Below are 12,979 nucleotides of genomic sequence, written 5' to 3' on the forward strand. Positions count from 1 at the left end.
GCTACTCCGCCCTCTTCATCACCGCCGCCGACCTGCTCCTCGATCTCGAGGGCCAGGAGTCCGCGAGCGCACTACAGCGCAGGCTCAAGCGCTATGCGCGCGTGGCCGTCCTCTGCATCGACGAGATCGGATACCTCGCCTACCAACAGCGCTCCGCAGACCTGCTCTTCCAGCTCGTCTCCAAACGCTACGAGCAGCGCCCCCTGATCCTCACCACCAACAAGTCCTTCTCGGACTGGCCTTCCATATTCCCAGGCGCCGCCTGCGCCACCGCACTCGTCGACCGCGTCGTCCACCACGCCGACGTCATCCACATCGAGGGCGAGAGCTACAGGCTCCGCGAGTCCGCGAGCGCCGCGAAGCGCCCTAGGCCGCGCAAGGCAACGGCCACGAAGAAGTGATCCAGGCCGGCCCTCGCGCAGACCATGCGCTGGGGCCGGTCAGATTTCTTGGATTCCTCGTGGTCGCCAACAGCTGATGACGACCGTTCGTTGGCTCGACGAGGCACTGCTCGAGGCAGAGGAGACCGCCCGCTACTACGCCGAGATCGACATCGACCTTGGTGATGATCTGTGGTCGCAGGTCCGCACGCAGATCGCGCTGTGCGACCGCTTCCCGCGTGCTGGCGTTCGTGTCGAGCGCGTTGCGGACGTCGACGTTCGTCGGTTCCTGACTGACCGCTTTCCCTACGCTGTGGTGCTCGCCAGACTCGAGGACGAGCTTGTCGTGATCGCTTTGCACCATCAGCACCGTAGGCCCGGCGACTGGAAACGGCGGCTGGCGAAAGTGCTCCGCTAACGTCGGTCATCCCCGTGCGGCGCTCCGGATGACGACGCCTGGGAAGCAGGCCAAGACGACGCCCACCGTGACTGCCGCCCGCCGCCGCACCTATGACCACCGCCTCCGGCTCGCCATCGCGGCGTCCGGGGACGCGACGCTCTTCCACGACATCGATATTCCCCCGTCGACACGCCGGTCTTGGACGACGCGTCCGGTCCCGACGGTCGTGGCCTTGCACGCCGAGGACCGGGAACTGGTGGAGCTTCAGGTCGCGCTCGCCCGTGTGGAAGTCGCAAACGCAAAGCTGCGCGCCGTGGTTAGGCTGCTGCTCGCGCTGGTTGCGGTCCTCGGCGGGCGCATTGCGGACCGCCCGGTGCCCGCCGCGGAAGACAAGGCCCGGCTGCTCGCCGCAGTTCGGAAGACCGAGAGCGTACTGGGGAGAGGTGCCGCACTCCGCGTCCTGGGGCTCACCCCACAACGCATGCGCGAGTGGAAGCATCGGGCTCTCGAGTGCCGGCTCCAAGATACCCCCTCCTGTCCGAGGAGGACCCCGCAGCAGCTCACGATCACGGAGCGTTGGACCATCCGAGAGTACGTCACCGATCTCGCGCTTCGGCACCTCTCGATCGCGTCGCTTTCGCTGCTCGCGCTGCGCCGTGGTCACGCTATCGCGTCCGCTTCGACGTGGTGTCGCGAGGTCCGCCGCCAAGGGCTCCGTCGGCCTCGCAAACGTGTGCATCCGCGCCGCCCGAAGGTCGGCGTGCGGGCGACCGCTCCCAACGAGATTTGGCACATCGATGCCAGCAAGATCCGACTCGTCGACGGCACCGTCGTCTGGGTCCATGTCGTCATCGACAACTACACCCGCAAGATCCTCGCCTGGACCATGGGCGGAACCTGCAAGGCGGACGCTACCAACGAGCTGCTCCACCAGGCCGTCCGGTGCGTTCGTGACCATGCAGGCGTCGTCACCGTCGTGACGGACGGGGGGTCGGAAAACATCGCCGTCGAGGATGAGGACTTCGCGGGCTTGCTCCGCCGCGTGCGCGCCCAGGTCGATGTCACGTACTCGAACTCGCTGATCGAGTCGTTCTGGGCCCAGCTCAAGCACCGGTGGTTGTACCTCCACGACCTCGATACAGAGGCGACGCTGAGGAAGCTCATCGCGGCCTTCGTGGAGGACCACAACGCGTTGATCCCTCGAGCCGTCCTCGGTGGCCGCACCCCCGATGAGGTCTTCCTTGGACTTCATCGGGAGCTCCCCGTCCAACTCGTGGAGGCTCGTCGTGCGGCCGGTGTAGACCGCGTCCAAGTCAATCGAGCCCTCACGAGCTGCGGAGGTTGTGACGGCCCTGAGCACCCGACTCCGAGAGGGGAGGTGGTCGACGGCTGAGCGTTCGTGGCTCACAGTGCTCGCGAAGCACGACTCGCCTTGTTTCATGCGGTTCGCGCATTTGCGCTGTTGGGGCGGGGGGAGGTTGTGACGCACCGCAGGGCACGAAGGCTGACCGAGCGGCTCGCGCCAATCATCTCGGTGTCTGTGATGGGTCACGTCCGGGCCGACTATCCGCCATCGCCACCGACAACATCAGCGAGAACGCGCCTCAACGTCCTCTTCTCCAAGTTCGGAACCTGCAGCCGGTGCATGTGCCCGTTGCCGTCCTTGTACAGCATGTCGCCCTTCCCGAGGAGAGCTTCCGCGCCGTTTTCGTCGAGGATGACACGACTGTCGTGAGATTGTGGGAGCTTGAGAGCGAAACGGTGCAGGATATTCGACTTGATGGGTCCTTGAAGGACGGTACTGTCGGGCCGCTGCATGCAGATCACCAGGTGGATTCCCGCGGCCCGGCTCTTCTGCGCGAGCCGGGCGACGAGCTTCTCGAACTCGGCGCGGTCGCTTCTCGCTTCGAACGACAGGACGGTTTCCGAGTATTCGTCGATGACGGCCACCAGGTATGGGAGCTGCTCCTCCGGGCTGACTTCACCGTTATACTCCCGTAGGTTGTCGCAGGCCGCGGCACTGATGATACCGATCCGTCGGTCCATCTCATCACCCAGCTCACGCACTAACGCTAGCGCACCCCCCGGCCCATCCGCGATCGGCAGCCCCTCCGCGTGTGGAACATGCACGAAGGGCATGAAGTCCATCGGCTTGCTGCTCGACAGGCGAAGCCGGAGAGCATTGGGGTCATGCTGCATCAGGAGCGTTAGCAAGACTTGGCGCAAGAACACCGTCTTGCCGCTTCCGGTCGTTCCGGCGACGAGTCCATGCGGCATCTTCGCCAGGTCCACCCACACCGCCTTTCCGGTGACGTCGATGCCCGCGCAGAAGCCCAGTTCAAGGTCACGACCGGCTGCAGCAAACGAATCGTGCGCAACGAGTTCCTCGAAATCGATCCCGTACCCGAGCCCTGCAATCGGCAAATCCACACCGATGGAGTGACGCTCCGGTACGTTGGTCACGTGCACGTCGGGGCTCAGTGTGCCGATGTCGCGAGCGAGGTCCTCGCTGATCCGCCTCACCGACGCAATGGACTCACCGGGCTGCAGCTTGACGTGCACTCTCACGAGTGTCGGTCCGAGCTCTGCCTCCTTGATCGAGGGTGGGACTTCGAGCCGGATCTTGTGACCCTCCAAAGCTCTCGAAAGCCGCTCGACGACGGCCAAGACCGCCTTCCTGTCGAACGGCGCGATCTTCACTGGCGCCGACGCTGCAGCTTTGACTGACGGATGCGAGTGCGCGTCTTCCGCTGGCTGAGCGTGTTCCAGGTCGCCTCGCCTCGGCCTCGCCTCGGTTTGCGCGTCCTCATTCGATGCCGAAGGTGTTCCGGCAGGCCGTGTCGGCTCCTCGTCATGGACGGTGATGCCGCCCGGAGAAGAAATGGACGCAGCTGCACCACCTGTCGACTCGCTCGCGATCGGCTTGGGGTCCGGAGACACGTGACTCACCTTCGGCGCCAGCACCCCATGGACCGCAGGGACACTATCCACTGAGCCCGCGACCTCCGGGTCCGAACTGGCCTGCGTGGGCGCCTCACGTGCGGACGCAGGCAGCAGCTCCCTGCCGTAGATCCCCAGATTTGGAACGGTGTCGGTAGGCGCGTTGTAGAGGGTGTCCTGGTCCGATTCGTCAAACGCAAGCCAGCGCAGCGTCTGCGACGAAAGTTTGATGATGCGGACGCCATGGTCGCTTTCGATCGTTACGTCCTCGGGCGGCTGGTCGCTTTCCTTCGTCGACAGCAAGAAAACGTCCCCACACGCATGCGTTTCGCCAACGCCGATGGTGTAGTCGACGTCGTACTGACCCGAAGCGATCTTCGCGCTGAGGAGTCTAACGTCCAGCCGCTCGATTTGCTCCGAGTGGAGCTCGCTCATCGCGCGCACCTGCTCGATTCTCGATTTCAATAGAAACGCGAGCTGCTTATGACGGAAGGGCGCGTCACGGCGATCCGCATTGCCGGAAAGGTGCTTTGTCAGCAGATCATACGTCCCTTGAACCTGGGAGACAGCCTTTCTCTGCGTATCCTTCATATTGGCGTATGATCCAAACTTGACTTCGATGATACGACCATAGAGTTTAGCTCGTTCACTTTCTCGTGGTGGCGTCAAGTAGAGCACTAACAGGTCGTCGGAAATGGTGCGCGCTGCAGCCGCGTCGTCCTGATCCGCAAAGTCATTGTCATTGCTGAATCGCTTGAACAAACCATCCTTAAGAGGGAGATTCGCGGCCGGCGTCGCGCGAATGAGCTCCTCCAAAGACAGGTAGAGCGGGAGCACATCGTCACCGTAGCGCTCCTTGACGAACTGGGACTCGACCCGCGCCAACCATCGATACGCCAACGCGGCTCCGACGTTGCCCTTGAGTCGGTTGTTCCAGGACGCATTGCTCACGTTGCCCAGGATGAAGTCGAGGGCCCACGAACCGGAGAGGGAGTTGATGTCCGCGATGAGCCCATGCCCGCACCGTGCAGCGACTTCGTCCGTGGTGTCGAAATCGAGTCCCGAATAGCTCAACACCTTGCTGAGCTGTTCGATGTAGGGGCGCGCATTGCAGGTCACGGTTATCGTATCGTAACCAGGGGTATCCGGATCCTCCTGGTCACTATATTCGATGACCGTGACTCCCTCTTCATTCCGATCGGCTGACTGCTTCTGAAACTCCTGGAACAGATCGAGCCCTACCGTGCGGTCGAGGTGGACGACCCAATCACTATGCGAGTACATCGGCTTGAGTCGCTCTAGCGAGGGAAGCGGGGCTCCCCACGCCAACATCAACTCCGGGTCAACCGTCCCGCAGCGCTGTCCTCGTAAGAGCGCTTGGAGCATCGCAATCCCCGCGCGCACGGGATGGCTCTGCGAACCCAGCCATACGCCTCGCTCTGTTCGATGACGATCCCCATCCCGTCGCGTCTCGCGAAGCGGCGTCGCAAGGAGACCGTCCAGGAATGCCGCGTCCCATCCATCCGATATTTCGCGGTCCTTCGCATCCCCCCGATCGTCGTTTGCCATCCCCTGGTAAAAGCAGATATGTACGAAGTCAGCATCCGACTGCGGGCAGGGGTGATCCTTCTTGAGGTACGCCAACTTCTGCAGCAAGAGCTGACTCGGAAGGTGGTCCTTCGGGTCGTGGAGCGAGTCTGCAAAGAACCGGTCGAAAGCTCGTCCCGTATCACCTGGATGGTCGGAAAAGAGTAGCACTTCGATGCTTGGGATAAACTCTTCGATCTCCACCGTGCTGGCTTTGACCTCGTCCGCGAGATAGTCTCGTATTCCGTCGAGAAGGTGCTGGCCATCGCCAGCATTTATGAATCCGATTCGAAGCGTCCGTCGCGCATGCGCCAAATGCCGGTGCATCTGAAGATAGCGGCGGATCTTGTTGCGCACTACACGCGATAAGTATCCGAGTCCGCCGGTCTGATGAAAATCGGATTTGCGCAAGAATGACCAGTGAAACGGAGGGGAATCGGCGCGGATGAGCCGTTGCGCGTTGTCTCCGCCGACGTACCACTCATCGGTTGGACTTGGGCTTGCCAGCTGTAGAACCTCGGCCCGGTGGAGGTGCAATCCGTAGCGAGATCTCTGACTAGTCGACATGGCCCCGAACTCTTCAGAGATCAAAGACTGGAACTCCAGCATTGCCTTCAGCAGCCACGGATGTGTCGGCAGCACTGTGATGCTCCGGAATGATCCGTCCTCGTCTCGGTGTTCGAGGGCATCCAAGTGTAGTAACTCGGCATGCCGCCGAGTGAACGCGACTCTCCCGTTCGTACTGGCGCGAAAGCATTCGACCCAGGACTCTGCGTAATCGTCGATGAGCTTCCGATGCACTTCCAGGTCCACCAGCATCAAGGGAATCGCCAACCCGATGTCTCCCGGGTTTGTGTATCGAACGCGCATGGCTGCCGCGAACAAGGCGTCGAAGAGCTGGCGACGAAGCTCGAGGAAGCGGGACGTCGGTTCCAGCTCCTCGAAATCGACGTGTTCCCAGTCAGCCCCGTCACCCCGTTGCTTCCGAAGCAGTCGCGTGGCCGGCGCTTGCAGCAGAATCGCGACCGCTTCTTCCTCGTTGCGTTCGTTTGACCTGGTTAGTCGGATCTGGGCCTTGTCGGCCAGCGTCACCACCCATTCCTCGTCACGTACCTTGACGCTCGTGACCACACCGAGGTACCGCTGTGTTGACTGGAGTGCGGTCGTCAGGCGTTGTCGCGAGTCGACGTTTAGCCGATGGTAGGGCGCCGCTTCGAGAAACGGGTACGCAGAGCTCTGGTCTGCCGATTCGGGGCTTCCGTCCGGGTCAGGCCAAAAGACACGAGGCTGCAGCCGGCCTCCGTCCAGCTTCAGACGCGAGATGAGGTCCTCTCCCTCGAGGTCGTCTTCGTCGAACGTGGATTCGGAGCTCTGCGCTGGCTTCGGATGCGTCTCGACCGAACGGGTACCGTCTCGACGAAAGACCTCAAAGGACGCCTGAACATCGGATGCCACCCATCCCTGGCTTTTGAGATCCAGGCGCCCATCGACCTCCACAGCGACGCTTTCGTCGTTGGGATAGACGACGACCCAGAGATGGTCGATATCGCGCCCATAAGACCTCGGCCCCCCTGAGACGATGAGACGATAAACGGTGAACTCAGCTACGTCAGGGATTTCGACTTCGACGGTCCCCCGCTCCTGGCGCGTCTTGACCGCCCCCGGGAGACCCTTGGGACCACCGCGTCGTGGGTCGACGCCGACGAGGTGAACCGTCTCCTTGCCTTGAAGCGGGCGCGTCAGGCTCAGGGTTAGTGTGCTCGAGCTTGATTGAGCGAGGCAGACGATAGGCCTGGACTCAGTTTCTATGAGATGCCAGTGTCGATCGTCGCGAATCGCTATAGTCTTGGTCTCGAACTGTATCTTCGACTTTTTCTCTTCGCTCTCCCGAAACCCGACATCAGCGAAATTGACTTCGGTAAGTCCGCTGTTCCCCGCGCGGTCTAGCGTCTTGACCGTCTGGTCGTCGAACTGCTGCTTCAGCCTTTCCTTGGCGTCCTCCAGAGGGTTCGCGTGGAGTGCCGCAACCGTCTCGTAGCAATCCGCATTCTCTTCGAGGCGACTCGCCGACTTCCTCCCCGCCTTGTCCCAGTCAGGACTGCTGTCGGCGAAAAATGAACCCAGTTCCGGCAGAGCTTGACCCCCCTCATCTCTGGGGAGTTGTTCGAGCCTATCCAGAAAGCGGCTCAGCTTCCCAATGGTTTCCGGCAACGAACTCCGCGCTGTGTCTTCCCTCCGAAGGAAAGGCTCGAGGACGCCAGCTTGTGACGCCGACAGCTCGCGGCCCCGCTTCGTCCAGAGAGCCTCACAAAGCGCGCGACGGGTGATGAGGCCCCGATCGACAGCCGAGTCGCTGGCGCTTCGCTGCGTCTCGTTGCCTTCGCTGGTAATCGTCACCAGGACTCGCGGTCGAGCGCCCATTCCGGACGCGAAGTGGTCTCGCAGGGCGCTGGCGAAGCCATCCGTCCCCTGGTTGGCATCTGGATCCACAGTGCCTTTCGCCCGCTCGAGGACGGGCAGCAGGTCGACGTAGGCGCCCGGCAGCGCCTTGAGTCGGTAGGACGCTTGCCGAGCCGCGAGCTCGATTGTTCGCGTGGCTTCGGTCATGAGCGCGCGGTGGAGTGCGTTTCGCTCCGCTTCCGACAAGTAGTCGATGACCACCTTGGTGCTAGCGGCCACTTCGTGGTCCAGATGACGCTTGAGCAGGTCCGCAGCGAGCGTACCAAAGAGCTTCTCACTCATGCCCGGTCCTCTCGGTGCCGCTGCAACAACATGCTGCGGACGTAGCTTGCGGTTCCGGCATCACTGAACCTCTCGAAGAGCCCCATGGCCTTCAGCCGGTCCAGGACCCCTTCGCGCTCTTCCGCCTCGAGACCGATGCCGTACCCCTCCAGCTCTGACCAGAAGCGGTGGACAGGTAGCTTCTGCCGCCCTGGTTCGATCGTGGTGATAAGCAGCAGCGGGAGAAGGCCTGCGCCGATCTCGAAGTAGGCCCCGACTCCTCGACGAATCTGGAGCAGGTCCGAGCCTCTCGCGCTCAACAACAAACGTAGGACCTGAGCGCCCTGTTTCCAGGCACGCGTTGTGGACGAAGATGGTGACGACTCTCGATCGTAGCGGTGATAGAGCCGCTTGAGGGCGTGTCCCCCCGACTGCGCACTGCGCACCTCTTCCAGCGACCTATCACGCGAAGTCCCGGCGACCTGGTTTAGGACGAAACGAACCGCGAGAGCTTGCATGCCCCGATCCATGAATCGGCGAAAGCCCTCGTCTTCGTGGATGCGGCGCACGACCTCCGATGGGAGTCGAGTCACGTTCTCGGCCGACGACGAGTCGTATCTGTCAGCATTCATCAGGTAGTCGCGTGCCAGCTCGCGAATTCGGTTCAGAAGGAGGAGCGTGTAGTGGAGCTTCACGAGCTCGAGCTCCGCGTCGCGATAGGCTTGATATGGTCGCGACTTGGAACCGACGGATCGCCAGACGCCTCCCGCCGGAGCTTGCGCCCAGAGGCTGCCCTCGAACCGATACTTGAAATGGTCTCCTTGCTCCATGCGAGCCACGTCCGCGACGGAGACGGATCCTGGCGATGCAAGCTCCTGCAGAATGGCGTCCACTGAGGGGTTGAGGACGGCGGCCAAGCGCGACTGGTACAAGCCCAGATGTAGGGCCAACAAGCGGTTCACGTATTGAAAGAACTCCGCGTGCCCCAGGCCGGCGTCGAGCAGTCGTCCAATATCGCGCCGAAGCAGCCGACCCGCCTTCGGGAGGAATGGCGTCACCGGCGGACCATCGGGCGGCACGAACGAGTGATGCTCGTCCGCTGACCAATCGGGCTGAAGCCGCTGTAAGACGGTCTGCTGGGCCAGGTCAAGGGCAGCGATAGGCGCGCGAAAGTACTCGAGAAACCGTTTGAGAAGCTCGACATCGAGTGTCCCCCCGTCATCCCGCATGAGGAGGAGGAACGTACGGTCCGTGAACGATCGGCTTTTGATCGGCCGCGACACCGCTTTGGTGGCGAGAACGTGGAAGGCGACCGGTATGCTTGCCTTCCCTTTGGTTTCGAAGAGGAAGAGCGGGCGAAGCGGAGCGAGCTCGCCGTGGGGAGCGAGGGCATCGCTGAGGGTCTCGTCCGCCTGTTGCAGATCCGTCAGATTGTAGATGATCTGGTTCGGCGTCTTCTCGGGCGCGTCAGCGTTCGGCGAGTCCGGCAGGATGTCGTCCAGCACGCGGCGCTGCCAGTCGTTGCGGCGCCGAGTTCGCCCTGCGGGAAGAGTGCAGTCCACTCCATCGATCGAGAGCGTCTCGCGTTCGGCAATGTCTTCAGTGGCGAGAACGGTGTCGATCCATACTGCGTCCACAGCCATCAGATTTCCTCCGGGGTGAGACTGGCAGAACCAAAGGCGTCACGGGCGAGGCGATAGAGTTCGTAGGCGCCGTCCCGCTGTTCGAGAACGAAGAGAGTCTGGTCACCGCCGCGCGTTTCTGCGGCGACCGCGTTTCCAAGGTGCTCGCCCAGGAAGATCAACGCCTCGAACTGGGCCAGGTCGCGCCTCGACGGTTGCCGACCCTCACCCACTTGTTCTAGGAATTCGTAGAGAGCCAAGTCGACCACCAGTCGGTGTCCCCCCACATCCAGGATAAGCGTCTTGGGACGGTATCGGAGCGCCTGCATCAGCTCTGGCTCACCTCGGTGCGATTCGATGTGGGCGTCCGGCAGGACGAGCTCCGTCGGGTTGAAGAGCTTTTTCATCACACCGGAGTCGATCTCGACGAGGAGATGAGTATCCACGTTCGGGTTCGGTTGGCTCACTCGCAGGAATTTGCGTCGCCCGAGTTGACGCCCCGCGCCTCTCAGAAACACGTCGCTGACCATCGTCGAGAGGGCGATAAACCGCTCCTTCTGCTCCGCTGATAGCCCACGAATTCCTTCGGCACTGATCGCCTCGTATGCATCGAGGACCAGCTCGAAGCGTGGCGCCGCTCCGGCGTTCGCGAATGCCTCATAGCTCTCGCGATGAAAGAACACGCGCCGCCGGACCGCTGCATTGCGACGCTCCGGTGGGGCGAGTGTCCCTCCGTCGGAAAGAAGCACGGGCAAGCTGAGACCAGCGAGCTCGCCGTCCTTGCCACCGAGCTCCTCGATCTCTTCCTCCGAGTCGTCCCGATGGCTCTGGATGGCGAAGCGCGTGTGAAGCGAATCGAGCTTGGGCGCCACCGAGAACGCCGGGTCCAGACTCCGCAGGGCGCGCCAGACGGGAGCGTCCGGAAGATCGTCATCGACAAACGGAATCTCGTAGAAGTGATTCCTGAGCAACCAGCCATAGTCGCCCGAACGGCGCCGAACGACGTCGCACGCAGGGACGCGCTCCATCTCGAGGTTGAAATGCCCTAGGCCGCCCGTGACCATCCGGTAGAGCCACGCCCAGAGGAGCCGCGGGCTGAGGTGAACCGCAGGGTCTAACGACGCGCGCTTCAGCAAGCTCGTCAGCGTCTGGCGCACCTGCGGCTGACGCATCGCCTCGAGGTTGAAGTGTACCGAGCAAACCTGCCGCGCGGGACAGGTCTCGCAATCCTTCCACTTCTCGAAGAGCAGAGTTCCCTCTCGCGTCGGATCGAGACGGTCCAGCATCAGCTCGAAGAACGACGGCATCCCGTTCACTTTGCCGATCAGGTCGCGCAGGTCGAGGTTCACGACGACCAAGTCGAAGGGGAGTTCGGGGGCGCTTCCTCGACGCAGGCCGAGCTTGATCTGCAGGGCGTCGAAGAGCATTCCGAGCTCGGGTCCGCCGCTCGCAGACCGCTCCTCGGCGGCTTCGAAGAAGCGAATGACCATGCCGGTGTTCATCGCAATGATGCTGACTGGCTTGCGACCGGGCGCGGGGTCGTCCGCGAATGGCATAAAGAACTCTTCGAGCTTCTCCTGCTGACTCTGCTCCGGGCGGTCTGCGTGCGTGGCGTCGGCGATGTACTCGATGGAGCCGGACATTGACCCGAGACGCTTGTGAACGAGGCGGTCGATCAGATGGCTCTTTCCATCTCCAGCATTTCCAGCGAGCACGACCAGGGTGCGCTTCTGCTCGGTCACTGCCCGCGCGACCCGTTCAACAAGCCAGTCTTCGAGTGGGTCGTCGACCTGTACTCTCTTGCGAATCACGGCCTGCAGCGGGGCGACGTCGGGCGAATCGGAGACCACCGCGAGAAGCCCTTCTGCCCGCAGCTCGCCGACGAGACCGATTAGGTCGATTGCATCGAGGGCGTGATCACCGCTTTTGCGTGGTCCAGCGCGGCTGGCCCGCTCACCCCTAAGCCGTTCTTCGAGCGTTTCCACGCACTGCAATGCGCTCTCCGGCGTCTCAAAGCGTGACTCCGCAAGGCATACCATCTTGCCCAGAAGCCGGCCGAGGTCTTCCCAGAGTTCTTCTTGGACTTCTGCCGGCACCAGCAGCTCGCGCCATTTCGTGACGCGCTCCATGGCGGCCTTCGGAGAGGCGTTCGACTCCAACCGCGTTCGGGTCAGCAGCTCGAGCAGCACCACTCCCAAGCTGTAGAGGTCGACTCGAATGTCGTACGCGCTACCGGCGAGGATCTCTGGCGCCATGTACGCCAACGTCCCCACGTGCTTGGTGAGCGTCTTGTCGTGCGCAATGCTCCGACCAACATTGAAGTCGAAGAGGCGCAGCCCGGTGCTTGTCACCATGATGTTGGCTGGCTTCACGTCACGGTGCAGCAAGCCCCCGCCGATCTGCGAGATCTCGCAGAGTGCCTCTAGAATCTCACGTCCAAACTCGAGGGCCTGGGCGACGGTCGCGAGATTGGGATCCGCCTCGTCCGAAAACTCGGACTTCATCCACGCTTCAAGGGTCGTGCCGTCGAGAAACTCCAGCTCGATCAGCTTGTCGCCCAGCCCATGCCGAAGCGGCGCACCGTCGCCCAGGATCTGAACGACCCGGGAGCGCGTGTGACGCCCGGCTCCGCTTTCTCGGATCTTTCGGAGGAGTGATGCCTCCATGGTCAGCAGCTCGTTGCCCTTGTTGCCATACGCCAGCTTCAGCGCCAGACGTCCGAGTTGGCGTTCTTCGTCGGGAGACTCTCCGTCCTCGTCGACGCGACGCTCCGCGAGAAACACGCGCGCGAAGCTACCCTCGCCAATCTCCTTGAGGATGCGGTAGAAGCAGCGGCCGCCATTCTCGTCCGTCGCTTCGATCAACCGGTGTTCTGCTTGAGGGGGAATCGTCGTCATCATCCGACCTGCGGCGTCCACCACCACGTGGCATCCGTCGTCATCTGCTGTAGACCCGAGCCAGCCAGCAGATGGATGGGCGTGCGCTCGCTTTCCGTCACCATTACCGGACCGCTGGACGTGTCCGGCTCCAGCGGGGAGTCGATCACGAAGCAGAGCGGAACCCCGTGCCGGTCAAGGTAGCGGCGCGCTTCGTGGATCCGGGCTCGGATCGACTGCAGTACCTCAGGCGCCTCAACTCCCGCTGCGTGGCACAGCGCTTCCAGACCGACGATGCCGAGCGGCGTGTTGTCTGTGGGTGGGGGATGGACACCCTCGAGTTGCCGCAGGAATTCCACGACCCCCACATGAGGCTCGGGGACCACGACGTCCTTCTTGACCAACGTTCCGAGCGCAGCGCGCCGGAGGATGTGCACCCCCATTTGCATAGTT

General features: G+C 62.5%; 7 protein-coding genes. 3 read left to right on the forward strand and 4 right to left on the reverse strand.

The features are described from left to right. Positions 1-17 precede the first annotated feature (17 nt). From H6726_32290 to H6726_32300, 3 genes are all read left to right on the forward strand, one after another. Positions 18-401, forward strand: a complete 384-nt coding sequence (locus H6726_32290; GenBank protein ID MCB9662364.1) for an ATP-binding protein — start codon at positions 18-20, stop codon at positions 399-401. 76 nt (positions 402-477) lie between these two features. After that, positions 478-798, forward strand: a complete 321-nt coding sequence (locus tag H6726_32295) for a hypothetical protein (GenBank protein ID MCB9662365.1) — start codon at positions 478-480, stop codon at positions 796-798. Positions 799-826: 28 nt separating this feature from the next. After that, on the forward strand, positions 827-2,173 hold the full coding sequence (locus H6726_32300) for a transposase (protein ID MCB9662366.1): 1,347 nt from the start codon (positions 827-829) through the stop codon (positions 2,171-2,173). Positions 2,174-2,343: 170 nt separating this feature from the next. Here the strand turns inward: H6726_32300 and H6726_32305 are convergent, their stop codons facing one another. From H6726_32305 to H6726_32320, 4 genes are read right to left on the reverse strand one after another with little or no spacing between them, the layout of a single operon-like run. Beyond that, positions 2,344-8,049: a hypothetical protein gene (locus H6726_32305; protein ID MCB9662367.1), complete on the reverse strand. Its 5,706-nt coding sequence runs from the start codon at positions 8,047-8,049 to the stop codon at positions 2,344-2,346. Continuing rightward, positions 8,046-9,671: a DNA phosphorothioation-dependent restriction protein DptG gene (dptG, locus tag H6726_32310; protein MCB9662368.1), complete on the reverse strand. Its 1,626-nt coding sequence runs from the start codon at positions 9,669-9,671 to the stop codon at positions 8,046-8,048. Before dptG ends, H6726_32305 begins: the two co-directional genes overlap by 4 nt. After that, positions 9,671-12,574, reverse strand: coding sequence for a protein kinase (locus tag H6726_32315; GenBank protein MCB9662369.1), 2,904 nt, complete (start codon positions 12,572-12,574; stop codon positions 9,671-9,673). The genes dptG and H6726_32315 overlap by 1 nt, the downstream gene beginning before the upstream one ends. Then, entirely contained in the window at positions 12,547-12,963 is a 417-nt protein-coding gene (locus H6726_32320) for a hypothetical protein (GenBank protein MCB9662370.1), read from the reverse strand. The genes H6726_32315 and H6726_32320 overlap by 28 nt, the downstream gene beginning before the upstream one ends. Positions 12,964-12,979: the final 16 nt, after the last annotated feature.

Source organism: Sandaracinaceae bacterium (assembly GCA_020633055.1).
Lineage (GTDB): Bacteria > Myxococcota_A > Polyangia > Polyangiales > Houyiibacteriaceae > JADJJE01.